Origin of the sequence: Microbacterium sp. W4I20, assembly GCF_030816505.1 — a bacterium.
Classification (GTDB): Bacteria; Actinomycetota; Actinomycetes; order Actinomycetales; family Microbacteriaceae; genus Microbacterium.
In genome coordinates this window covers 1,023,773-1,045,492 of the sequence record NZ_JAUSYB010000001.1, presented here as the reverse complement: position 1 = coordinate 1,045,492, position 21,720 = coordinate 1,023,773, and the positions used below count along the sequence as shown (strand labels likewise).

25 protein-coding genes are annotated in these 21,720 nt (G+C 69.6%); 15 read left to right on the top strand and 10 right to left on the bottom strand.

Annotation, left to right across the window (positions count from 1 at the left end):
* Positions 1–63: 63 nt before the first annotated feature.
* Entirely contained in the window at positions 64–948 is an 885-nt protein-coding gene (locus QFZ21_RS05120) for a phospholipase (RefSeq protein WP_307375055.1), read from the top strand.
* Positions 949–978: 30 nt separating this feature from the next.
* Here QFZ21_RS05120 and QFZ21_RS05115 read toward each other — a convergent pair whose 3' ends face one another.
* On the bottom strand, positions 979–1,527 hold the full coding sequence (locus QFZ21_RS05115; RefSeq protein WP_307375054.1) for a helix-turn-helix domain-containing protein: 549 nt from the start codon (positions 1,525–1,527) through the stop codon (positions 979–981).
* 105 nt (positions 1,528–1,632) lie between these two features.
* Between QFZ21_RS05115 and QFZ21_RS05110 the strand changes: the two genes are divergently transcribed.
* From QFZ21_RS05110 to QFZ21_RS05080, 7 genes are all read left to right on the top strand, one after another.
* Positions 1,633–2,349, top strand: coding sequence for an AzlC family ABC transporter permease (locus tag QFZ21_RS05110; protein WP_307375052.1), 717 nt, complete (start codon positions 1,633–1,635; stop codon positions 2,347–2,349).
* Positions 2,346–2,660: an AzlD domain-containing protein gene (locus QFZ21_RS05105; protein WP_307375050.1), complete on the top strand. Its 315-nt coding sequence runs from the start codon at positions 2,346–2,348 to the stop codon at positions 2,658–2,660. The genes QFZ21_RS05110 and QFZ21_RS05105 overlap by 4 nt, the downstream gene beginning before the upstream one ends.
* A gap of 58 nt (positions 2,661–2,718) precedes the next feature.
* Complete coding sequence (locus QFZ21_RS05100) at positions 2,719–3,129, top strand: histidinol dehydrogenase (protein ID WP_307375048.1); 411 nt, start codon at positions 2,719–2,721, stop codon at positions 3,127–3,129.
* 9 nt (positions 3,130–3,138) lie between these two features.
* Positions 3,139–3,459 (top strand): ferredoxin, encoded by a 321-nt coding sequence (fdxA, locus tag QFZ21_RS05095; protein ID WP_017203330.1) that lies wholly within the window; start codon positions 3,139–3,141, stop codon positions 3,457–3,459.
* 9 nt (positions 3,460–3,468) lie between these two features.
* Complete coding sequence (dapC, locus tag QFZ21_RS05090; protein ID WP_307375044.1) at positions 3,469–4,581, top strand: succinyldiaminopimelate transaminase; 1,113 nt, start codon at positions 3,469–3,471, stop codon at positions 4,579–4,581.
* Positions 4,582–4,774: 193 nt separating this feature from the next.
* The gene (locus QFZ21_RS05085) at positions 4,775–6,064 is read left to right on the top strand and encodes a citrate synthase (protein ID WP_307375042.1); all 1,290 of its coding nucleotides are present in this window, start codon (positions 4,775–4,777) and stop codon (positions 6,062–6,064) included.
* Positions 6,065–6,074: 10 nt separating this feature from the next.
* Positions 6,075–6,545: an SRPBCC family protein gene (locus QFZ21_RS05080; protein WP_307375040.1), complete on the top strand. Its 471-nt coding sequence runs from the start codon at positions 6,075–6,077 to the stop codon at positions 6,543–6,545.
* Between the two features lie 104 nt (positions 6,546–6,649).
* On the opposite strand, the gene QFZ21_RS05075 is transcribed toward QFZ21_RS05080, so the two are convergent.
* Positions 6,650–8,023 carry a DEAD/DEAH box helicase gene (locus QFZ21_RS05075; RefSeq protein WP_307375038.1) on the bottom strand — a complete coding sequence of 458 codons (1,374 nt, stop codon included), beginning with the start codon at positions 8,021–8,023 and terminating at the stop codon, positions 6,650–6,652.
* A gap of 239 nt (positions 8,024–8,262) precedes the next feature.
* Entirely contained in the window at positions 8,263–9,216 is a 954-nt protein-coding gene (gene dapD / locus QFZ21_RS05070) for a 2,3,4,5-tetrahydropyridine-2,6-dicarboxylate N-succinyltransferase (protein WP_307375037.1), read from the bottom strand.
* Between the two features lie 65 nt (positions 9,217–9,281).
* On the opposite strand from dapD, the gene dapE reads away from it, so the two are divergent.
* The 3 genes from dapE (at position 9,282) to QFZ21_RS05055 (ending at position 11,822) form a co-directional block, all read left to right on the top strand.
* Positions 9,282–10,355 carry a succinyl-diaminopimelate desuccinylase gene (gene dapE, locus QFZ21_RS05065; protein ID WP_307375035.1) on the top strand — a complete coding sequence of 358 codons (1,074 nt, stop codon included), beginning with the start codon at positions 9,282–9,284 and terminating at the stop codon, positions 10,353–10,355.
* Positions 10,337–11,554 carry a hypothetical protein gene (locus QFZ21_RS05060; RefSeq protein ID WP_307375033.1) on the top strand — a complete coding sequence of 406 codons (1,218 nt, stop codon included), beginning with the start codon at positions 10,337–10,339 and terminating at the stop codon, positions 11,552–11,554. The genes dapE and QFZ21_RS05060 overlap by 19 nt, the downstream gene beginning before the upstream one ends.
* Positions 11,555–11,648: 94 nt before the next feature.
* Positions 11,649–11,822, top strand: a complete 174-nt coding sequence (locus QFZ21_RS05055) for a DUF3117 domain-containing protein (RefSeq protein WP_017203323.1) — start codon at positions 11,649–11,651, stop codon at positions 11,820–11,822.
* A gap of 86 nt (positions 11,823–11,908) precedes the next feature.
* Here QFZ21_RS05055 and QFZ21_RS05050 read toward each other — a convergent pair whose 3' ends face one another.
* Entirely contained in the window at positions 11,909–12,547 is a 639-nt protein-coding gene (locus QFZ21_RS05050; RefSeq protein WP_307375031.1) for an O-methyltransferase, read from the bottom strand.
* A 90-nt stretch (positions 12,548–12,637) separates the two neighbouring features.
* Here QFZ21_RS05050 and QFZ21_RS05045 point away from each other — a divergent pair, with 90 nt between their 5' ends.
* The gene (locus QFZ21_RS05045; protein WP_307375029.1) at positions 12,638–13,009 is read left to right on the top strand and encodes a twin-arginine translocase TatA/TatE family subunit; all 372 of its coding nucleotides are present in this window, start codon (positions 12,638–12,640) and stop codon (positions 13,007–13,009) included.
* Between the two features lie 51 nt (positions 13,010–13,060).
* On the opposite strand, the gene QFZ21_RS05040 is transcribed toward QFZ21_RS05045, so the two are convergent.
* From QFZ21_RS05040 to QFZ21_RS05030, 3 genes are read right to left on the bottom strand one after another with little or no spacing between them, the layout of a single operon-like run.
* On the bottom strand, positions 13,061–14,182 hold the full coding sequence (locus QFZ21_RS05040; RefSeq protein ID WP_307375026.1) for an Mrp/NBP35 family ATP-binding protein: 1,122 nt from the start codon (positions 14,180–14,182) through the stop codon (positions 13,061–13,063).
* Positions 14,179–14,712 carry a DUF1003 domain-containing protein gene (locus tag QFZ21_RS05035; protein ID WP_307375024.1) on the bottom strand — a complete coding sequence of 178 codons (534 nt, stop codon included), beginning with the start codon at positions 14,710–14,712 and terminating at the stop codon, positions 14,179–14,181. Before QFZ21_RS05035 ends, QFZ21_RS05040 begins: the two co-directional genes overlap by 4 nt.
* Complete coding sequence (locus QFZ21_RS05030; protein ID WP_307375023.1) at positions 14,712–15,980, bottom strand: magnesium transporter MgtE N-terminal domain-containing protein; 1,269 nt, start codon at positions 15,978–15,980, stop codon at positions 14,712–14,714. The genes QFZ21_RS05035 and QFZ21_RS05030 overlap by 1 nt, the downstream gene beginning before the upstream one ends.
* A gap of 86 nt (positions 15,981–16,066) precedes the next feature.
* Between QFZ21_RS05030 and QFZ21_RS05025 the strand changes: the two genes are divergently transcribed.
* Genes QFZ21_RS05025 through QFZ21_RS05015 form a run of 3 tightly spaced genes read left to right on the top strand, consistent with a single transcriptional unit; the run spans position 16,067 to position 18,213 of the window.
* Entirely contained in the window at positions 16,067–16,780 is a 714-nt protein-coding gene (locus QFZ21_RS05025; RefSeq protein WP_307375022.1) for a general stress protein, read from the top strand.
* Positions 16,781–16,808: 28 nt separating this feature from the next.
* Positions 16,809–17,459, top strand: a complete 651-nt coding sequence (locus QFZ21_RS05020; protein ID WP_307375021.1) for an alpha/beta family hydrolase — start codon at positions 16,809–16,811, stop codon at positions 17,457–17,459.
* Positions 17,460–17,475: 16 nt separating this feature from the next.
* A complete protein-coding gene (locus QFZ21_RS05015; protein ID WP_307375019.1) occupies positions 17,476–18,213 on the top strand; it encodes a metallophosphoesterase in 738 nt (245 codons plus the stop codon).
* A gap of 84 nt (positions 18,214–18,297) precedes the next feature.
* Here the strand turns inward: QFZ21_RS05015 and QFZ21_RS05010 are convergent, their stop codons facing one another.
* The 3 genes from QFZ21_RS05010 to QFZ21_RS05000 are packed head-to-tail and all read right to left on the bottom strand — an operon-like array spanning position 18,298 to position 21,715.
* On the bottom strand, positions 18,298–19,203 hold the full coding sequence (locus tag QFZ21_RS05010) for a phosphotransferase (RefSeq protein WP_307375017.1): 906 nt from the start codon (positions 19,201–19,203) through the stop codon (positions 18,298–18,300).
* Between the two features lie 9 nt (positions 19,204–19,212).
* Positions 19,213–20,655, bottom strand: coding sequence for an aminopeptidase P family protein (locus QFZ21_RS05005; protein ID WP_307375015.1), 1,443 nt, complete (start codon positions 20,653–20,655; stop codon positions 19,213–19,215).
* Positions 20,656–20,692: 37 nt separating this feature from the next.
* Positions 20,693–21,715: an endonuclease/exonuclease/phosphatase family protein gene (locus QFZ21_RS05000; protein WP_307375013.1), complete on the bottom strand. Its 1,023-nt coding sequence runs from the start codon at positions 21,713–21,715 to the stop codon at positions 20,693–20,695.
* Positions 21,716–21,720 lie beyond the last annotated feature (5 nt).

Here is a 21,720-nt window from a genome sequence, read left to right as displayed (position 1 = left end):
TGCCGGGGACGAACTCCCGATGAGTCTCCTGAAACGGCATACGACGACCCGAAAGTCGAACCTGTGCTTCATGAATCCCGTGCGCTTCGGCGCGCCTCGGCCGCGGCATCCGCTCGCAAAGCCGTCACCGCCCGCCGCCCGATGCTGATCCTCGGTACCGCCGCTGCGACCCTTCTCGGCATCACCCTCACCACCGGTATCGTCTCCGCTCCGGCGGCCGGCGCCGAGCTGCCGGATGCGACGGCCGCCGTCGCCCAGCTCGTCACCGGCTCCGAGCCTCTCGCCCGCGTGGCCGACGACGCCGCGATGCCCGTCGCCGAGGCGAAGGATGCCGTGCTCTCCGCGCAGGCCCTCGCCTATGACGTCGCGACGTCCGGTCTCGAGGTGACCTCCGCGCCCCGGGTCGATGTGACCGGGCTGCAGGACGACATCGACGCGCTCGCAGATCGTGCGAAGCTGCCGTCGATCGCGGTGGCCGTGCTCTCCGGCAAGGCCGAGACGGAGACCGCCGAGGTCCTCGCCGCCACCGCCGACCTGCAGGAGGCCTTCACCGCGGCGCAGGAGAAGAAGAAGGCGGATGACGCTGCCGCTGCGGCCGCGAAGAAGGCGCAGGAGGCCGCTGCCGCCCTCGCCGCGGGGAACACCGTCGACGGCGCGAAGGCCACGGCCCAGCAGCTGATGTCGAGCCAGTACGGCTGGGGTGGAGACCAGTTCTCCTGCCTCGACTCCCTGTGGACCAAGGAGTCTGGCTGGAACTACCAGGCCTACAACCCCAGCGGCGCCACCGGCATCCCGCAGGCGCTCCCCGGCAGCAAGATGGCCTCCGCGGGCGGGGACTGGCAGTCGAACGCCGCGACCCAGATCGCCTGGGGCCTCGGCTACATCTCCTCGGTCTACGGCACGCCGTGCAGCGCCTGGGGGCACTCGCAGGCGATGAACTGGTACTGACCCGTAGCGTCAGCTGAAGCTCCGAACTGCTCAGCGCAGTTCGGAGATCAGGACCGCGCTGGTGCCGGGTGCAGTCGCCTCGAAGACATGGGGGGCATCGCCCGGGTAGGTCAGGTAGTCGCCGGGGTTCAGCAGCACCGGATCGCCGACCGGGCCGATCTGCGCCTGCCCGGCGATCATCACGACGTGCTCGATCGTGCCCGGATGATGGGGGATCGACCGCCGGGGATCGCCCGGTTCCGCCTGGATCAGGTAGATGTCGCGCCGCGCACCGGGCGGGCTGGCCGAGAGCAGAGTGGCGCTGTATGCCGCGGCGGAGGAGGGGACTCCGGCGAGCTCGTCGGCGCGGATGAGAGTCGGGGCGTTCGTCTGCTGATCGACGAGCACCGCGAACGGCACGCCGAGTGCGACGCCCAGGGCCCAGAGCGTCTCGACGCTCGGGTTGCCCGCTCCGCTCTCCAGCTGCGACACGGTGGCCTTGGATATGCCGGCGCGTCTGGCGAGCTCGGAGACGGACAGGCTCGCGGCCTCGCGTTCTCGTCGAAGAGTGCGGGAGATGCGTGTGCGGAGATCCTCCATGCGTTCATCATGTCAAACGATCGTTCGCTTGACTATGCAGACACGGGTGTTCAGAATGATAGTCATGTGTTCACCGAAGCGAACGACCGAGGCGAGAGGGCTGTGATGACGGCCGAACGCGAGGTCTGGCGCGAGGCCCTCGGTGTCGTCATCGCCACGAGTGCGTACGGGGTCTCGTTCGGTGCGCTGGCCGTGGCATCGGGCCTCGACGTGTGGCAGACGTGCGTGCTGAGTCTGCTGATGTTCACCGGCGGCTCCCAGTTCGCTTTCGTCGGCGTGTTCACTGCCGGCGGGATGGCGGCACTGCCATCGGCCATCGCCTCCGCCGCACTTCTCGGCGTGCGCAACGTCGCGTACGGCATGCGCATGTCGCCGATCGTCGGAGGCGGTCCGTCGCGCCGGGCTGCGGCGGCGCACTTCACGATCGACGAATCCACGGCCGTCGCGATCTCGCAGACGGTGCCGCGGCTGCGTCAGCTGGGTTTCTGGATCACCGGCATCGGCATCTTCGTGGGGTGGAACATCACCACCCTGATCGGCGCGCTCGTCGGCGACGTCCTGGGGGATCCGCAGACCTGGGGATTGGATGCTGCGGCCGCTGCCGCATTCCTCGCGTTGCTCTGGCCCCGGCTTCAGCAACGGCAGGCCATCGCCGTCGGCGTCGCTGCCGCGGTCGTCGCTGCGGCCCTCACCCCGTTCCTGATGCCGGGGCTGCCCGTCCTCATCGCCGCCTTCGTCGCCATCGTGGTGGGCTGGTTCAACTGGCTGGGACGACCTCCCGGAGCGGATCAGACGGATGCCGGAGCGGAGGCTGCCGCATGAGCCTCTGGAGCGCCATCCTGCTGGCCGCCCTGATCTGCCTCTCGCTGAAGGCTGTCGGGTATCTCGTGCCGCCGCAGGCCCTCGAGGCTCCGCGTACCGCTCGCATCTCCGATCTGCTGACGGTGGCGCTGCTGGCGGCGCTCGTGGCGGTGCAGACCCTGGGCGAGGGGCAGGCGATCATCGTCGACGCCCGGGTGCCCGCACTGCTCGTGGCGGGTGGCCTCCTCTGGCTGCGCCAGTCGTTCCTCGTCGTCGTCATCGCCGCGGCGCTCGTCGCGGCGCTGCTCCGGTTCTTCGGCCTCGCCGCGTGACCGTGGTGCGGGCGTCAGTACCCACGGCGGCCTCGGCCCGCGCCGGTAGGATCGAGGTGTGCGTGTGAGCTGGGTGTCGAGGGTCGTGTCGTGGGTCGCCGCCGCCCTGGTGGGCGGGGTGTACGGCGTCGCCGGTACGATCGGCCACAGCCTGATGTGGGGCCCGGTCCCCGTGGGCCTGATCGTCGGCGCGATCGCCTGCGGCGCGATCCTCATCGCCGTCCGCACACTCACCCATGACAGGGGAGCGGCCGTGGCCGCCGGCCTCGGAATGCTGGGCATGCTGGTGCTGATCTCCGGAGTCGGTCCCGGTGGGTCGGTCGTGGTCGCTGATTCGCTCACTGGCCGGATCTGGACGTACCTGACCGCCGGTCTGGTCCTCCTGGTCATCGCCTGGCCGTCGTTCTCGCGGCTGCCGGTGCGCACACAGGCGGCTCCCTCGGAGGAACGGATCGTCACCGAGCCGTAGACTGGGGGAGTGACGTATGTGATCGCCCTCCCGTGCGTCGATGTCAAGGATCGCGCCTGCATCGACGAGTGCCCCGTTGACTGCATCTACGAGGGTGAACGTTCGCTGTACATCCACCCCGACGAGTGCGTGGACTGCGGCGCCTGCGAGCCCGTGTGCCCCGTCGAGGCGATCTACTACGAAGACGACCTGCCCGACGAGTGGCAGGACTACTACAAGGCCAACGTCGAGTTCTTCGACGAGATCGGCTCGCCCGGCGGCGCGGCCAAGGTCGGCGTGTACCCGTTCGACCACCCGATCATCGCTGCGCTCCCGCCCCAGGGCGAGTAGGCGCCCGCTGTGAGCGTTCGCGACCTCGCCGACTACCCGTGGGACGCCGTGGTCCCGTTCCGCGAGCGTGCCGCGCAGCATCCGCTCGGACTGGTGGACCTCTCGGTCGGCTCCCCGGTCGATCCGACCCCCGAGATCATCCGGCGCGCGCTGGCCGAGGCGACCGACGCACACGCCTATCCGCAGACCGTCGGTACACCCTCACTGCGTGAGGCGATCGTCGCCTGGTACGCACGCCGCCGCGGCGTCGCCGACCTCACCGTCGAGAACGTGCTGCCCACGATCGGCTCCAAGGAGCTGGTCGCCCTGCTGCCGACGCTCCTCGGTCTCGGTGCCGGTGACATCGTGGTGCACCCGCGTGTCGCCTATCCGACCTACGAGGTCGGTGCGCGCGTCGTCGGCGCGGAGCCCGTCGCCGCAGACGAGCCCGCCGAGTGGCCGGAGGGCACGAAGCTCATCTGGATCAACACGCCGGGCAACCCGGACGGCCGCACCTGGACCGTGTCAGAACTGGCCGCCGCCGTGCAGCGCGCGCGTGAGCTCGGCGCCGTGCTGGCGAGCGACGAGTGCTACGCCGAGCTGGGGTGGGACGGCAACTGGGCGACCGAACCCATCCCGTCGGTGCTCGACCCGCGGGTGACCGGAGGCAGTCGCGCCAACCTGCTCAGCGTGTACTCGCTGAGCAAGCAGTCGAACCTCGCCGGCTACCGGGCCGCCTTCGTCGCCGGCTGCGCCCGCATCGTGGGCGAGCTGCTCACCGCCCGCAAGCATCTGGGACTCATGCCGCCCGCACCCGTGCAGCACGCCATGGCGGTCGCCCTGGGCGATGACGAGCATGTGGCCGCGCAGAAGGAGCTCTACCGCGCCCGGCGCGATGCGCTCCGCCCCGCGCTGGAGGCGGCGGGGTTCCGCATCGACGGCTCCGAGGCGGGGCTGTACCTGTGGGCGACCGAGGGCCGCGACGCCTGGGAGTCGATGGGACGTCTGGCCGACCTCGGCATCCTGGCCGGTCCCGGTCCCTTCTACGGCGCCGACTCCGGCGAGCACATCCGGCTGGCGCTGACGGCGGCATCGGATCGCATCGCCGAGGCCGCCAGACGCCTGCATGGAGAAAAACTGTAGATCCTCTCCTCATAGAGGGCGTCTGTTTGGCGGTTGTCACAGTAGGCCGGTGCGACTACTAGGCTGTAAGGGCGATTCGGTCGTAACCCGATCAGGCGCTTCTGCGCCGTGAGATCGCCATTTCCGGCAAGACCCAGATCTTTGTCCACACCGACGCGACACGCGAGCGGGCGGACACCACGAGGAGGCCCGCGTGAGTGCAGCGGCAGACCAGACGGCGAAGCTGACGATCGGCGACACGACCGCCGAATTCCCACTGGTGCGCGGCACGGCAGGCCACGACAGCATCGACTTCTCGACCCTGACCAAGCAGACGGGGTACACGGGCCTCGACTACGGCTTCGTGAACACCGCGTCCACGAAGTCGGACATCACCTTCATCGACGGCGACAAGGGCATCCTCCGTTATCGGGGCTATCCCATCGAGCAGCTGGCGGGCACCACGAGCTACCTCGAGGTCGCCTGGCTCCTGATCTACGGCGAACTGCCGTCCGCGACGGAGCTGGCCGAGTTCGACGAGAAGATCCGTCGCCACACGCTGCTGCACGAAGACCTCAAGCGCTTCTTCTCGGCTCTGCCGCACACGGCGCACCCGATGTCGGTGCTGTCGTCGGCGGTCGCTGCCCTCTCGACCTACTACGAGGGCCAGACCGACCCGCACAACCCCGAGCACGTCGAGCTCAACATGGTGCGCATGCTCGCCAAGCTCCCGGTGATCGCGGCATACGCGCACAAGAAGAGCGTCGGTCAGGCGTTCCTCTACCCGGACAACTCCCTGAGCTTCGTCGACAACTTCCTCAAGCTGAACTTCGGCGTGCACAGCGAGGAGTACCAGGTCAACCCGGTCATGTCGAAGGCGCTCGAGCTGCTGCTCATCCTTCACGAGGACCACGAGCAGAACGCGTCCACGTCGACCGTCCGCCTGGTGGGGTCCACCGGCGCGAACCAGTTCGCTTCGATCTCCGCCGGCATCCAGGCGCTCTCCGGGCCGCTGCACGGTGGCGCCAACGAGGCCGTGCTCAGCATGCTCGGCCAGATCCGCGACTCCGGTCAGAGCGTCTCGCGCTTCGTCGAGCGGGTGAAGAACAAGGAAGAGGGCGTGAAGCTGATGGGCTTCGGGCACCGGGTGTACAAGAACTACGACCCGCGCGCCAAGCTCGTCAAGGAAGCAGCCGACGAGGTGCTCTCCTCTCTCGGCGTCACCGACCCGCTGCTCGACCTCGCCAAGGAGCTCGAGGAGCTCGCGCTGGCCGATGACTACTTCCGCGAGCGTCGCCTGTACCCGAACGTCGACTTCTACACCGGCGTCATCTACAAGGCCATGGGCTTCCCGACCCGCATGTTCACCGTGCTGTTCGCGATCGGCCGCCTGCCCGGCTGGCTGGCGCAGTACCGCGAGCTGCAGCTCGACCCGCAGACGAAGATCGGTCGCCCGCAGCAGCTGTACACGGGGTCGCCGGAGCGCACCTTCCAGACCCGCTGAGGTCGTCACGATGCCCGTCGTCAGCGCCGAGGCCATCGTGCCGGTCGACCCTGCGACGGCCTTCGCCGTGTCGCAGACGACCGGAGCCGTCCGACGTCGCTGGGATCCCTTCATCAGCGAGCAGCATTTCCTCGACGACGCGGATGCCGCCGGCAAGGGCGTGCGCACTTTCACGCGCCAGCGCTTCGGCTTCGGGATGGTGAGTCGCTACGTCTCCTACGCCCCTCCGACGAACGTCGGGATGGTGATGGAGACCGGCCCGTGGTTCTTCGAGAAGCTCGGCGGCGGCTGGCGCTTCACCGAGGTGTCGGAGGGGACGCTGGCGGTCTGGAAGTACAACTTCTCGTGCCGGCCGGCCTGGCTCGCGCCGGTCGCCGAGTGGATCGGTGCGCGAGTGCTCGGCTTCGAGATCCGTCGACGGCTGGCCGGATTCGTCCGCGGGTGCTCGGATCCGGTCGTCCTGGCGGCCGTGCAGCGCTGACGCCAGCCCGACGCGCGTCCGGATACGCGAAACGGCCGCCGGCACGAATGCACGACGACCGTTCACGGTGCGGTGCGCCGGCACTGGGCCGGCGCACCCGAGGATCAACGTCCCTGGTAGCCGCGACCACCCTGGCTCTGACGGGCTGCGCCACCCTGACGAGCGGCACCGCCCTGGCCGCCCTGACCCGAGCGGGGACGACGGCGACGAGCGGGGGGAGTGGAGGCTCCGGCGCGCTCTCCGCCGGCCGGACGCTGCTTGGCCGAACGCTGCGGCTGCTGCGCCTGGACCGGTGCCGGACGCACGTGAGCCGCGCGCTCGGGCACGAGACCGGTGATGGCATCCTGGGTCGCGTTCTCGAGCGGGGCGCTGATCGCGGCCTTGCGCAGGAGGTCCTTGACGTCACGACGCTGCTCGGGAAGCACGACGGTCACCACGGTGCCGGCGGCGCCGGCGCGTGCGGTGCGACCCGAGCGGTGCAGGTACGCCTTGTGCTCGACGGGCGGGTCGACGTGGACGACGAGGTCGACGTTGTCGACGTGCACGCCACGAGCGGCGACGTCGGTCGCGACGAGCACGCGCACGCCACCGTCATCGGGAGCTGCCGAGAAGGCGCTGAGGTTGCGCTCACGAGCGTTCTGCGAGAGGTTGCCGTGCAGGTCGACCGCGGGGATACCCGCAGCCGTGAGCTGCTTGGCGAGCTTCTTCGCCTGGTGCTTGGTGCGCGTGAACAGGATGCGGCGACCCGTGCCGGACGCGAGGTCGCGGACCAGGGCGGTCTTGTCGTCGGTCGAGTCCACGACGAGCACGCGGTGGGTCATCTCGCCCACGGGCACGCTCTCTTCGTCGACCTCGTGGCTGACCGCGTTCGAGAGGAAGCGACGGGCGAGGGTGTCGATGCCGCGGTCCAGCGTCGCGCTGAACAGCAGACGCTGTCCACCGGCCGGAGTCGCGGTGAGGATGCGGGTGACGCCCGGAAGGAATCCGAGGTCGGCCATGTGGTCGGCCTCGTCGAGCACGGTGACCTCGACGGCGTCCAGGTGGACGACCTTCTGCTTCATGAGGTCTTCGAGCCGGCCGGGGCAGGCCACGACGATGTCGACGCCGCTGCGCATCGCCTGCTCCTGCGGACGCTGGCTGACACCGCCGAACACGGTGGTGACGCGGAGGCCCTTGGCTGCGGCGAGCGGGGCGATGGTCGCGGCGATCTGCGTGGCGAGCTCGCGGGTCGGGGCGAGCACCAGGCCGCGCGGGTGGCCGGCGCGGCTGCTGCGGCTGGATGCGGCGATGCGCGCGACCAGAGGAAGCGCGAACGCGATGGTCTTGCCGCTACCGGTGCGACCGCGGCCGAGGAGGTCGCGGCCCGCGAGGGAGTCGGGAAGCGTGTCGCGCTGAATCGCGAACGCCTCGGTCTTGCCGTCCTTTTCGAGGATGGCGGCGAGGTCGGCGGGCACGCCGAGATCGAGGAAGGAAGTCATAGGGGTATATCTCCGAGAGTGCACGCACGAACCATCAGGGCCGGGTGCGGAAGGTGGGCGACGGCGCGGGATCGCGCATCGTTTCGCCGTTCGAAATGGCCAGAACCAGGCTAGTGGCGCGGGAGCGTGTCGACGACGCAGACGTCTCGCATTGCGAAGGACGTCATATCGACAGTATCACGGGGATGCTGGGAGTCGGCCCGCCGCGCCCTGAGCGCGGCGGCGGTGCGGATGACAGGTCAGGCGTGCAGCGCCTCGTTGAGAGTCACACCGGCGCCGGCGCGGCGCTTCGCCTCGATGGCGCCCGTGACGGAGTTCCGCCAGAACAGGATGCCGTTCTGGCCGCTGAGCTCTGCCGCCTTCACCGTGCGCTTGCCGCCGTCGGGGGTGTTCGGTCCATCGGCGACGATCACCTTGGAGCCCGCGGTCACATACAGGCCGGCCTCGACGATGCAGTCATCGCCGAGCGCGATGCCGATGCCCGCGTTGGCACCCAGCAGCGAGCGTTCGCCGATCGAGACGCGGACGGTGCCGCCGCCGGACAGGGTGCCCATGATGGAGGCCCCCGCGCCGATGTCGCTGTTCGCGCCGACGACGACCCCCTGCGAGATCCGACCCTCGACCATCGCCGCGCCGAGCGTGCCGGCGTTGAAGTTCACGAAGCCCTCGTGCATCACGGTGGTGCCGGGGGAGAGGTGCGCGCCGAGGCGCACGCGAGAAGCATCGGCGATCCGCACGCCGGAGGGCTGAACGTAATCGGTGAGCCGAGGGAACTTGTCGAGCCCCTGCACCTGGATGCCGGCGCGCTGCAGCTGCGGACGCAGGCGTGCCGCATCGTCGGGGTGGATGGGGCCGGCGTTGGTCCACGCCACGTTCGGCAGGTGGCCGAAGATGCCGTCGAGGTTCACCTCGTTCGGTCGCGCGACGAGGTGCGAGAGCGCGTGCAGCCGCAGGTACGCGTCCGCCGTCGATGCCGGCGCCTCGTCGAGATCGATCTGCAGCTGCACGATGTCGACGGTCACGTTACGGCGCTCGTCGGCGCCGGTCAGCGAGTCGAGGGATTCGACCGAGGCCGCGGCATCCGCCTCGGAGAGCGTGCCGATGTGCACCTCGGGGTACCAGGCGTCGAGGACGGTGCCGTCTCCGGCCGTCGTGGTCAGTCCGATGCCCCATACCGTGCGTGCGTCACTCATGCCTCCACGCTAGCGCGCCCATCGCGCGACGACTTCCCGCATGACGGTGTAAGTAGGCTGGGGGCATGGTGCTCGATCTCACTGCGTCCTCCGTGGACCTCACCCGCGCGATCTGCGACATCCCGAGCGTCTCCGGCGACGAGAAGACCCTCGCCGATGCGATCGAGGCGGCGATCACTCCGTACTCTCACCTCGAGGTCATCCGACACGGCAACACGATCGTCGCGCGCACGAACCTCGGCCGTGCGCAGCGCGTCGCGATCGCCGGACACATCGACACCGTGCCGATCAACGACAATGTGCCGACGCGCGACATCGACATCGACGGCGTGCCGTACCTCTGGGGGCGCGGAACGGTCGACATGAAGGCGGGCACCGCGGTGCAGCTCAAGCTTGCCGCGGAGCTCACCGATCCCGTGGTCGACATCACCTGGATGTGGTACGACAACGAAGAGATCGAGGCCTCGAAGAACGGTCTCGGGCTGCTCGCAGCCGTGCGGCCCGACCTTTTCCAGGCCGACTTCGCGATCCTCGGCGAACCCTCCAACGGCGAGGTCGAGGGCGGATGCAACGGCACGCTTCGTGCGATCGTGCGCACGTCGGGCGTACGCGCCCACAGCGCACGCGCCTGGATCGGCGAGAACGCGATCCACCGGGCAGCTCCGATCCTGGCCCGTCTCGCCGAGTACCGGGCCAAGGAGGTCGCGGTCGACGGCCTTCTCTACCGCGAGAGCCTGAGCGCCGTGCGCATCACCGGCGGTGTCGCGGGCAACGTCATCCCCGACGCGTGCGAGGTCGAGGTCAACTACCGCTTCGCGCCGAGCAAGTCCGCCGCGGATGCCGAGGCGCACGTCCGGGGGGTCCTCGCCGGGTTCCAGGTCGAGATCACCGATGCCGCCGAAGGCGCGCGCCCGGGACTCGATGCTGCGATCGCGCAGCAGTTCGTCGCGGCGGTCGGTGCCGAGCCGCGGCCGAAGTACGGCTGGACCGATGTGGCGCGCTTCTCGGCGCTCGGCATCCCCGCCGTCAACTACGGTCCGGGCGATCCGCACCTCGCCCACCACGACGAGGAGCGCGTGCCTCTCGCGCAGATCGATGCCGTGGAGCGGGGCCTTCGCGCGTGGCTCACGTCGCACTGAGCGTCGCTCGCCGTTGGGCGCGGACGCCGCTGGCTCTGCGCATCGCCGTCGTCTATCTCGCCGCGCGCCTGATCACGACCGTCTTCTTCATCGTCGCGGCGTCTCTGTCGACCCCGTTCTCCCGCTTCGGTGCGGATGCCGGTCTGATCGACTTCGTGCTCGGATGGGATGCCCAGTGGTACTGGCTGGTGGCCGAGAACGGCTACCCGTCGAAACTGCCGCTGACCGATTCGGGGCAGGTCGCCGAGAACGCCTGGGCATTCATGCCGGTGTTCGCCTACGCGGCCAAGGCGATCGGGTTCGTGTTCGGCGCATGGGGTCTCGGCGCCTTCGTGGTGTCCTTCGTGGCCGGATACCTGGCCTGCCTCGCCCTGCATCGACTGCTGCGGAACCGCGTCGGTGCATCGGCGGCGCTCTGGGCCGTGGTCTTCTTCGCCGCCGGACCTCTGGCCGCGATGTTCCAGGTCGGCTACGCCGAGACGCTGTTCCTCCTGCTGCTGTTCCTGGCGCTCGATGCGACGGTCCGGCGACAGTACGCGTGGCTCTCCGTGCTGATCCCGGTGATGGCGTTCACGCGTCCCGGCATCCTCGCGTTCGCTCTCTTCCTCGGGCTGCACGGTCTGGTCCGGTGGTTCCGCCGCAGAGAGGACCCGCTCGCGGGACGCGAGATCGTGCACATCGTCGCGCTCGGCGCACTCGCGACGGCGACGGGCTTCGCCTGGCAGGTGATCGCGGGGATCGTCACCGGGGACCCGGGTGCGTATCTCGCCACCGAGCTCGCGTGGCGCCGGCACTGGATCGTCGGCGGAGTCGACGGCTTCGTGCCGTTCGAGGGGTGGATCCAGGCGTCGCAGTTCTGGTTCGGGAACTGGGGGCTGCCGTCGTCGGCAGGACCGATCGTGCTCGTGCTGCTCGTCGTCGCGGTCGGCGTCGCGCTGCTTTTCTCACGTCGGGTGCGGGCGATCGGGGTCGACCTGCGGTTGTGGAGCGCGAGCTACGTGCTGTATCTGCTCGCCGTGTTCTTCCCGCAGTCCAGCACCTTCCGGCTCCTGCTCCCGCTGAGTCCGCTCTGGGGCGCCGTCGCCGTTCCGCGCTCACGGTGGTGGCGGCTGGGGGTGCTGGCGCTCTGCCTGGTCGGCCAATGGCTCTGGATCTTCCCCATGTACGCGCTCGGCAACACCTTCTGGCAGGTGCCATGAATGTTAATGATCGATGCATTTCTTCACAGGTGACGTCCAGGTCCCGGTGACACCCGATAAACTCATTCCATACCACCGAGGAAAAGGAGCCACGATGGCAGCGATGAAGCCGAGGACCGGAGACGGACCCATGGAGGCCGTGAAAGAAGGGCGACTCATCATCGTGCGCGTTCCGCTCGAAGGCGGCGGCCGACTGGTCGTGTCTGTGAACGACGCCGAGGCCAAGGAACTTCACGACGTGCTTGCCGCCGTCGTGGCACCGGCCTGATAATGACCCGGATCCGCGTCTGCGGAACCGAGAGGGCGACGGATCTTCGGATCCGTCGCCCTCTTCTTGTTCGGCGGGTGTGTGGTTCAGCCGCGATCGGCGAGGCTGATCAGCTGCAGCAGACCTTCGCCCGCCGGGGAGACCGTCGCCAGCACGGCCGACGACTCCTGCGTCTCCTGCACGAGTGACCGGTAGGCCGCGGTGATCTCGTCGCGCTGCACAGGGTCGGCGACGCGTCCGCCGGCGAGCACCCGGGGGACGAGCACGATGCCGCCCTGGCGAGCGAGCCGCAGACCATGCTCGACGTAAGCGATGACGTTCTCCGGATCGGCGTCGACCAGGACGATGTCGTAGGACGCCTCGTTCATCCGTGGCAGGACGTCGGACGCCCGACCGGTGATGAACCGGGCTTTGGTTGACGGCACCTTGGCCTCGGAGAACGCCTGTCGCGCGGCGGCGAGGTGCTCGGGTTCGTTGTCGATCGAGGTCAGGACGGCCGTCGGTGCGCCCCGCAGCAGCCAGAGACCGGAGACACCGGCACCCGTGCCGATCTCGACGATCGATCGCGCAGACGTCGCCGCGGCGAGCACCGCGATCTGCGAGCCGACGACCGCGCTGATCGGAGCGGCACCCAGCTCGAGTGCGTGCGCGCGGGCGCGGGCGATGGCATCCGGCTCGACGATGGATTCGCGAAGGAAACGTGCGTTCGCTTCGTGCTCGCTCATGGCCTGCCTTTCTCTGCCTGCGCTGTGATTCCCTCCAGCGTATGGGCTGCGTGCGCGCAGTGACCGCAGGCGCGGCGGTAGCCTGTAGACATGACGTTCGGGCTCACATTCGAGAAGATGCTGCTGATCGGCCTCATCGCTGTGCTCATCATCGGTCCCGACCGTCTGCCCAAGGCCGCCGAGAGCTTCGCCCGCATGGTGCGCAAGGCCGGTGAGTACCTCCGCGACACCAAGTCGAAGATGCGCGACGAGATCGGACCCGATCTCGACGACGTCGACTGGCGCAAGCTCGACCCGCGGCAGTACGACCCGCGTCGCATCATCCGCGATGCGCTCATGGAGGAGCCGCAGCCCGCCACCGCGGTGAAGGCGCGCTCCACCATCATGGAGCCCGTCGCACCGCGTGTGCGCCAGGAGTTCACCGCCGAGAACCGGCCCCCGTACGACCTCGAAGCCACGTGAACCGAGCCCCCACGCGCTCGTCCGAAGCCTAGGGGATCTTCGTTCGGAGCCTTAGCCGATCGACATCGGCAGGGAACGCCCCGCCAGTCCGCGGCCCTGGCGGGCGAGAGACTTCGCGAGGTCGCGGATCATGACGGCGGCCGCATCCGTCGTATCTCCGGTCACGACCGGGATTCCGGAGTCGCCGCCCTCGCGCAGCGCCGGACTCAGCGGGATCGAGGCGAGCAACGGCACCGGATCGCCGGACTCGGAGAGTGCTGCGGCCACGGCCGCGCCGCCGCCCGTTCCGAACAGGTCGACGACCGTGCCGTCCGGGAGCGCGAACGCCGCCATGTTCTCGATGACCCCGATGACGCGCTGTCCGGTCTGTCGCGCGACGAGCCCACTGCGGATCGCGACGTCGGATGCCGCGGTCTGTGGCGTCGTGACGACGAGCACCTCGGCGTGGGGGAGCAGCTGGCCGATCGAGATGGCGATGTCGCCGGTGCCCGGAGGCATGTCGATGAGGAGCACGTCGAGGTCGCCGAAGAACACGTCGGTGAGGAACTGCGAGACCGTGCGGTGCAGCATAGGTCCCCGCCAGGCGACCACGGCCTCGCCGTCGCGGAGGAACATGCCGATGGAGATCGTCTTCACCCCGTGCGCGACCGGCGGCAGCATGAGGTCGTCGATGCGCGTGGGCTGCGTGCCCGCCGGGATGCCGAGCAGCCCGGGTATCGAGAAGCCGTGCACATCGGCGTCGACGAGCCCGACGGCGAGTCCCTGATCGGCGAGGGCGACGGCGAGGTTCGCGGTGACCGTCGACTTGCCCACCCCGCCCTTGCCGCTCGAGACGAGGATCACACGGGTGAGCGAGTCGGGTCCGAACGGCATCTGACGCGCAGGCCGGCCGTCGCGGAGCTTCTCGGTCAGTGCCTTGCGCTCGGCCGGCGTCATCACGCCGATCGTGAGGTCGACGGACTCGATGCCGGGGACGGATGCCGCGGCCTGCCGGACATCCGATTCGATGCGCGCCGCGGCCGGGCACCCGACGATCGTGAGCACGATACCGACGATCGCGCGGTCGCCCTCGACCTCGATGTCGCGCACCATGTCGAGGTCGCCGATCGGACGGCGCAGTTCGGGATCCGTGACCGCGGCGACCGCAGCACGGACTCTCTCTGCCGCGGTCATGACGGGGCGCCGCCGGCGGATCGCTCGTCGGCGGACTTCTCCTCGTCATGGTCGAGCTCCGCGAGCAGCGTCTTCAGCTCCTGGCGCAGCACGTCCCGTGTCACGAGCTGGGTGTTGCGCTCCTCGAGCGCCATCCGCAGCGCGACGATCTCGCGGGCGAGGTACTCGGTGTCGGCGAGGTTGCGCTCTGCACGCTGGCGGTCCTGCTCGATCTGCACGCGGTCGCGGTCGTCCTGCCGGTTCTGTGCGAGCAGGATCAGGGGCGCCGCGTACGAGGCCTGCAGCGAGAGCATGAGGGTGAGCGCCGTGAACCCGAGCGCGGCGTCATCGAACCGCAGGTTGTCGGGTGTCAGCGTGTTCCAGAGGATCCACGCCACGCAGAACAGCGTGAGCATGAGCAGGAACGCCGGGGTGCCCATCGCGCGGGCGACCCATTCCGTGAAACGGCCGAAACGGTCGCGTGAGGTCGGGCGCTGCCGCGTGGTTCCGCGGCCGAGCGGGGCATCGAGGCGGGGCGCATTGCGTGCCATCAGCGCACCTCCTCGGTCGTCGTCGCGGTGTCTTCACTGTCGTGCGACCGCCAGTCGTCGGGGAGGAGGTAGTCGAGCACGTCGTCGATGCTCACCGCCCCGACCAGGCGGCGCGCCGCGTCGACCACAGGGAGCGAGACGAGGTCGTAGCTCGCCAGCAGGCGCGCCACCTCGGCGGCCGACGCGTTGGCGGGCACCGGGTCGAGACTGTCGTCCATGATGCCGCCGAGCCGCTCGTGCGGCGGGTAGCGCAGCATCCGCTGGAAATGCACCATGCCGAGCAGGCGACCGGTGGGTGTCTCGAACGGGGGAAGGGTCACGAAGACGGCGGATGCCAGAGCCGGGTGCAGCTCATGGCGGCGGATCAGCGCGAGCGCCTCCGCGATCGTGGCGTCGGCCGAGAGGATGATCGGCTCGGGGGTCATCAGGCCACCGGCGGTGTCGGGGCCGTAGCGCAGGAGCATCCTGACGTCTTCGGCCTCCTCGGGTTCCATCAGCTCGAGGAGCTGCTCGAGGCGCTTCGGCGGCAGCTGAGCGAGCAGGTCGGCGGCATCGTCCGGTTCCATCTGATCCAGGATGTCGGCGGCGCGCTCGTCGCCCAGCCAATCGAGGATGTGCACCTGATCGTCTTCCGGCATCTCCTCGAGAGCGTCGGCGAGCCGGTCGTCGGAGAGTTCCTCGGCGACCTCGATCATGCGCTTCTGCGGCAGGTCGAGGAGTGTGTTGGCGAGGTCGGCGGCGTGCAGCTCGGCGTACGACGCGACCAGCTGCTCCGCGGACTGAGACTCGCCGGGCGCGCGCTTCTCGACGACCTCGCTCCAGGCGGCGAAGGTGGTCGGCCCCTTGGCGAACGGCGAGGCGCTCGTCTTCGGCCGTCGCAGGAAGAGCTGGCTGACGGCCCACTCGCCGAGGCGGTTCGGCTCGATCGCGACGTCTTCGATCACGGCGGTGCCGCTGCCGTCGGCGAAGGTCATCCGCCGGCCGAGCATCTCGGCGAGCACGCGCACCTCACCGGCGCGCGGAGAGAACCGTCGCACGTTGATGAGTCCGGTGCTGATGACCTGCCCGGCGCGGATCGAGGTGACCCGTCCGATCGAGAGGAACACTTGACGACGGCCGGGGATCTCGACCACGAGGCCGATCACACGCGGAGCAGCGGTACTTCGATACACGATGACGACATCTCGGACTTTGCCGAGCCGATCGCCGACGGGGTCGAAGACGGCGCACCCGGCCAGGCGCGCGGCGAATACCCGTTGTGTGCTCACGTTCCCAGCGTAGTGCGCGGGCCTGGGGGACGCCCTGTGGGTTGCGCGCCCGGTCCCGCAGGGGCAGGGCGTGAAAGAATAGCCGGATGAGCATGCTGAACCGACCTGTGAACGGTAGCGACACCGGCGAGATCGTCGCCTCGACGCGCGACTATGAGAGCGCGCAGAAGACGGTGTCGAAGCTGATCGCGGGGGAGGTGCCGGCCCGGGACATCGCGATCGTCGGGCAGAGCGTGCGCACGGTCGAGCGGGTCACCGGGAAGCTGGGCTACGCGGCTGCGGCGCGATCCGGTGCGATCAACGGCGTGCTGATCGGACTCTTCCTCTCCGCGATCCTGGTGCTCGGCAACCCGGAGGTGCCGATCCAGCTGTTCGTCGGCTTCGTCTTCATCGGCGTGGCCGTGGGCATGCTGCTGAGCCTCGTGACCTACGCGATCGTGCGTCGTCGTCGCGACTTCGCGAGCGTCACCCAGTTCGCCGCCGATCACTACGAGGTCACGGTGATGGCCACGTCGCTCTCGAAGGCACGCAACGTCCTCGGTGCGGCTCAGGTCGCCCCCGTGCGACCCCCGGTGAACCTCGACGAGCCTCCCCGGTACGGCGAGCGGATCCCGGCCGGCGCGCCTGTGCCCGCCCCGGAGCCTGCTCCTGCTCCGGAACCGTCTCCCGCTCCCGCCGGCGACCCGGCACCCGCTCCCGAGCCTGCTCCGGAGCCTGTCGTGCCGCCGCGTCCGGCGGATCCGGTGGCGCAGCCCGACGGTCCCGGCACGGGACCGGCGACGCCGCAGGCCGGCGTCTGATGAGGCCGCACCCGTCCGCGGTGCGCTGATGGTCGACATCGCGCTCGAGCTGCCGACCGGCCCCACATCGATCTCTGCGGACTGGATCGCCGGCGACAGCGGCGCGACGGTGATCATCGCGCACGGCGCCGGCACCGGGAAGGACCACCCCTTCCTCACCGGTTTCGCCGAAGCACTCGGCGAGCTGGGCTTCTCCACGCTGCGCTTCAACTTTCCGTACGTGGAACAGGGGCGGCGGATGCCGGGGCCGGCGGCGCACGCGATCGCCACCTGGCGCGCGGTGGTGGCTTTCGCGCGCGAGACCGACCCCGGTGCGACGATCTGGGCGACCGGCAAATCCTACGGCGGACGGATGGCGTCCATGGCGGTCGCCGACGGGCTCGTCGTCGACGGGCTCGCGTACCTCGGCTACCCGCTCCACGCACCCGGCAAGCCGGAGAAGCCGCGCATCGAGCACCTGCCGGCCATCGGCGTGCCGCAGCTGTTCGTCGAGGGCACGAACGATCCGTTCATCCAGCCGGTCGAACAGTTCGAGGAAGCCGTGGCGACGTGTCAGGAGGCCGAGGTCGTCTGGATCGACGGCGGCGGGCACACGTTCGAGGTGAAGGGCCGCAAGCGCCCGGCATCCGAGATCGGGGCGTCCCTGGCTCCATTCGTTGCGGAGTTCGTCCGGCGCTGAGTGCGAGGATGGCCGGGTGAGTCTTGAACGCATCGCTCTGATCTCCGACATTCACGGCAACCTGACCGCCCTCGAAGCCGTGCTCGACGACATCGCGGCACGCGGCATCCGGCGCATCATCAACCTGGGTGACACCGCGGGCAAGGGTCCGCGCGGTGACGAGGCCGTGATCCGTTGCCGCGAGGTGTGCGAGGTCAGCGTGCGCGGCAACTGGGACGACTTCCTCGCCGGCATCCCCGATGACGGCCCGCCGGAGATGGTCTGGTGGCGCGACGAGCTGTCGGAGGCGAGTAGGAAGTGGCTGTCCGAGCTGCCCCTGAGTCTCGACCTGGAGCTGAGTGGGCGGCGCATCCGGCTGTTCCACGCGTCGGCCGAGAGCCCGCACGTGCGGGTGCACTTCCACCACACGCCCGAGCAGTTCGCGGGCATGTTCGAGAACACCGCGATGACCGGCGACGGTCCGCTTCCCGACGTCGTCGGCTACGGCGACATCCACGATGCGTACATCGAGTCCGAAGACGGGCGGACCCTGTTCAACGTCGGCAGCGTCGGCAATCCGCTCGACGAGCCCACGCCGTCGTATGTGATCCTCGAGGGCGGCGCCTCCGCCTCCGACCCGTTCGGAGTGCAGTTCGTGCGGGTGCCCTACGACATCGAGGCTGAGATCGCGGTCGCCGAGGCGCGCGACATGCCGGCCCGCGACGTCTGGGCGGTCGAACTCCGGACCGCCGTCTTCCGCGGGAGGCAGGCGTGACAGGTCTCCGCTCAGGGAGCGATGCTGGATCAAGAATGCTCTGGCGGGGCCCGCTCCCGCACCGTTTCTGATCCAGTCCGAGGGTCAGGCGAGCGCCGACAGCTCCTCGTCGGTGAGCAAACGGCGCATCGTGGAGAGTCCGAGAGCACTCATCGGAGGGTTCGACTGCTCGTAGTACCAGACGAGGCCCATCGCCTGCTGGAACGCCCAGGCCGCTCCGCGCCGCCACTCGACCTCGCCCGCTCCGACGTCGTCGCGCAGCACCTGTCGCGCCGGTGCATCGAGCAGGTGCCACGCGGCGACGAGGTCCAGCGCGCGGTCGGCCGGTCCGAAACCGCCGGTGTCGAGCACGCCACACAGTCGGGCTGCACCGTCCTGCCCGCCGACCAGCAGGTTGAAGGGCGTGAGGTCGCGGTGGCTCATGACGTCCGCGCCCGAGGGTGGCAGCATGCGCAGCCTCGCCCACAGCGCCGTCGCACGCGGCTCGTCGATCAGATGCCCGCTCTGCTCGAGACAGTGCGCGACCCACTCCTCGTGGTCGAGGAGATCGCCGCCACGGCCGTGACCGTCGAACACGCGTCCCCGCACATCGGCCGCACGCAGCGCGGTGATGAGCGACGCGAGATCCGCAGCGAGCAGTTCCGATGCGGCATCCCGCTCCGGATCGGCGAGCTCGCCCTCCACCCACGTCTGCACCGACCACGCGGAGGGATACCCGTCCGACGGGGGAGCGATGCCGAACGATCGAGGCGCGGCGAACGGACTCATCGATGAGAACTCGTCCATCGCCGCCGCCTCGCCGGTCAGCTCCGCCTCCGAGGCGCCGAGGAGCGGGAAGCGCGCGACGAGCTCATCACCCACGCGGACGATGGTGTTCACCGTGCCGGCGGTGTCGACCCGCCGCAGCGGCAGCTCACCCAGCTCGGGGAACCGCCGTGCGATGAGTTGTCCCGCCGCCGCGTCGTCGAGCGTGAGTTCGCCCTCGTGCATCGAGTCGGGTCAGCTCTGCAGCCGGGCGATCCAGGCCTCGACCTCGTCGGCGGTGCGGGGGATGTCCGCCGACAGGTTCACCGGGCCGTCGGCCGTCATCAGGATGTCGTCCTCGATGCGCACGCCGATGCCGCGCAGCTCCGCCGGCACCGTGAGGTCGTCGATCTGGAAGTACAGGCCCGGCTCGATCGTGAAGACCATGCCCGGCGCGAGGATGCCGTCGTAGTACATCTCCCGACGCGCCTGCGCGCAGTCGTGCACGTCGATGCCGAGGTGGTGCGAGGTGCCGTGCACCATGTAACGACGGTGCTGGCCGCCCTTGTCCGCATCGAGCGCCTCCTCCGCCGTGACCGGCAGCAGACCCCACTCGGCCGTGCGCTGGGCGATCACGGTCATGGCGGCCGCGTGCACATCGCGGAAGCGGACACCGACGCGGGCCGCGGCGAACGCGGCATCCGCTGCTTCGCGCACCGTCTCGTACACGCGGCGCTGTACCTCGGTGAACCTGCCGGAGACGGGGAGCGTGCGAGTGATGTCGGCGGTGTAGAGGCTGTCGGCCTCGACGCCGGCGTCGACCAGGATCAGGTCGCCGGGCACCACCCCGCCGTCGTTGCGCGTCCAGTGCAGGTAGCACGCGTGCGGACCGGACGCGGCGATGGTGTCATACCCCTCGCCGTTGCCGTCTTCCCGGGCCCGCCGGTGGAAGACACCCTCGACGACGCGCTCGCCGCGGGCGTGGTCGATCGCTTGGGGCAGTTCGCGGATGATGTCGTCGAACCCCTTCGCGGTGATCTCCACCGCGTGACGCATCTCGGCGATCTCGAACTCGTCCTTGATCAGGCGCAGCTCGGAGACGAAGCGGGTGAGGTCCTCGTCGTCTTCGAGGACGAGTTCGCCGTCGACCGGCAGATACTCGTGCAGGTGCGAGGTCGCGATGTCGAGATCGCCGGCCACGCCGGCGAGCGACGGCCGCGGGCCGATCCAGAACTCGCCGACGGTCGCGTCAGCGTAGAACTCGGTGGTGGTGCGGTCGGCGCGCTCGCGGAAGTGGAGGGTGACGTCATGTCCGCCGTCGGTGGGCTCGAAGACGAGGACCGAGTCGGGCTCGGCATCGGACGCCCAGCCGGTGAGGTGCGCGAAGGCGGAGTGCGCGCGGAACACGTAGTCGGTGTCGTTGCTGCGCTGCTTGAGGGATCCTGCCGGGATCACCAGGCGCTTGCCCGGGAACGCCGCCGACACCGCTGCGCGACGCGCCGCTGCGAAGCTCGCCTGGGCCCGGGGAGCGGGGAGGGTCTCCGGCCGCTCGGCCCACCCGGTCGAGATGGTGTCGAGGAAGCCCTGCGGAAAGGGCTGCTTGCGGTTCGTGGTGCTGTTCTCCACGGCCTCGGTCGTGGCCTCGGCGGGGATCTCTACGGCGGCTTCTGCGATCGTGTCGCGCTCTCCGGTGCTCATCCCTCCAGTCTGTCATCTGCGCGACAGGAGCGGGAGATCAGCCGGCCGGCTCCAGCTGCACGACGAGGGCGCGGTGGTCGCTCCCGCCCGCGTCGTCGAGCACGAGGGAGCCGGACGGCGCCCAGTTCGGCGAAGCCATCACATGATCGATCGGCGCGCCGGCCAGCGGCGGCAGCGAGCTCGGCCAGGTGCCGGCGAGTCCGCTGCCCGTGCGGGAGGCCACGTCGCGGCAGTACCCGATGTCGCCGCCCTCGACACCCAGCGGCGCCATGTGGTCGACAGTCGCGTTGAAGTCACCGGCGAGGATGAAGTCGCCCGCCGGGCACTGGTCGGCGATCCACTGGAGATCGCTCCGCCACTGCTCCATCTCCTCCATGCGCGGCGCCACCGCGTGCACGGCGACGATCGTCGGTCCTGAGCCGTCGATCGGCATCAGGACCGCGCTCGGCACCGAACCGGTGTTGCTCGTGCCGTCCTTCGACGACTCGATCACCGAGTACTCGCCGAGATCGGGCGCGACGAGCACGGTCGTTTGCCAGGACTGCGGTCCGTTCGGCACGTCGGGCCGGAACTGCACGTGGTGCACCCACATCGGATGCCCCTGCTCGCGCAGCATCAGGGCGATCTGCTCGCCGACGGCCTCGGTCGTCTCGGGGAGCGCAACGATGTCGGCCCCCTGCTCGAGGACCTGCTGCGCGATCTGCTCGGCGGAGACCGCCTCACCGGCGGTGTTCCAGGTGAGCACGCGCACGCTGCTCTCGGTCTTCTCGGGGAGCGCCGACGCTCCGAAGCCGCGGGTGGCCCCGACCACGCCGACGGCCCCTGCCGCGAGCAGCGAGACGATCAGGACGGATGCTGCGAAGCCGCGCAGCGGCCGGGCGAACATCAGCAGCAGCGCGAGCACCGCGAGGATCAGGAAACCGCCTAGGACCAGCCCGCGAACCGACACGAGCTGTGCGAACGGATAGGTCTGCTCGAGGTGGAAGAACTGCGGCCACACCGTGATGGCCGCGGCGATCGCGAGCAGCACGGTGAACAGGATCCCCAGTAGTCGAAGCATCCCCT

Excerpts from the sequence above, each read along its gene's own strand:
- QFZ21_RS05035 (WP_307375024.1), bottom strand. The coding sequence starts at position 14,712 with ATGGCACGCAATGCGCCCCGCCTCGATGCCCCGCTCGGCCGCGGAACC.
- QFZ21_RS05045 (WP_307375029.1), top strand. The coding sequence starts at position 12,638 with ATGACGTTCGGGCTCACATTCGAGAAGATGCTGCTGATCGGCCTCATC.
- QFZ21_RS05055 (WP_017203323.1), top strand. The coding sequence starts at position 11,649 with ATGGCAGCGATGAAGCCGAGGACCGGAGACGGACCCATGGAGGCCGTG.
- QFZ21_RS05110 (WP_307375052.1), top strand. The coding sequence starts at position 1,633 with ATGACGGCCGAACGCGAGGTCTGGCGCGAGGCCCTCGGTGTCGTCATC.
- QFZ21_RS05020 (WP_307375021.1), top strand. The coding sequence starts at position 16,809 with ATGGTCGACATCGCGCTCGAGCTGCCGACCGGCCCCACATCGATCTCT.
- QFZ21_RS05050 (WP_307375031.1), bottom strand. The coding sequence starts at position 12,547 with ATGAGCGAGCACGAAGCGAACGCACGTTTCCTTCGCGAATCCATCGTC.
- QFZ21_RS05005 (WP_307375015.1), bottom strand. The coding sequence starts at position 20,655 with ATGAGCACCGGAGAGCGCGACACGATCGCAGAAGCCGCCGTAGAGATC.
- QFZ21_RS05040 (WP_307375026.1), bottom strand. The coding sequence starts at position 14,182 with ATGACCGCGGCAGAGAGAGTCCGTGCTGCGGTCGCCGCGGTCACGGAT.
- dapD (WP_307375037.1), bottom strand. The coding sequence starts at position 9,216 with ATGAGTGACGCACGCACGGTATGGGGCATCGGACTGACCACGACGGCC.
- dapE (WP_307375035.1), top strand. The coding sequence starts at position 9,282 with ATGGTGCTCGATCTCACTGCGTCCTCCGTGGACCTCACCCGCGCGATC.
- QFZ21_RS05080 (WP_307375040.1), top strand. The coding sequence starts at position 6,075 with ATGCCCGTCGTCAGCGCCGAGGCCATCGTGCCGGTCGACCCTGCGACG.
- QFZ21_RS05115 (WP_307375054.1), bottom strand. The coding sequence starts at position 1,527 with ATGGAGGATCTCCGCACACGCATCTCCCGCACTCTTCGACGAGAACGC.
- QFZ21_RS05075 (WP_307375038.1), bottom strand. The coding sequence starts at position 8,023 with ATGACTTCCTTCCTCGATCTCGGCGTGCCCGCCGACCTCGCCGCCATC.
- QFZ21_RS05010 (WP_307375017.1), bottom strand. The coding sequence starts at position 19,203 with ATGCACGAGGGCGAACTCACGCTCGACGACGCGGCGGCGGGACAACTC.
- QFZ21_RS05025 (WP_307375022.1), top strand. The coding sequence starts at position 16,067 with ATGAGCATGCTGAACCGACCTGTGAACGGTAGCGACACCGGCGAGATC.
- QFZ21_RS05105 (WP_307375050.1), top strand. The coding sequence starts at position 2,346 with ATGAGCCTCTGGAGCGCCATCCTGCTGGCCGCCCTGATCTGCCTCTCG.
- QFZ21_RS05000 (WP_307375013.1), bottom strand. The coding sequence starts at position 21,715 with ATGCTTCGACTACTGGGGATCCTGTTCACCGTGCTGCTCGCGATCGCC.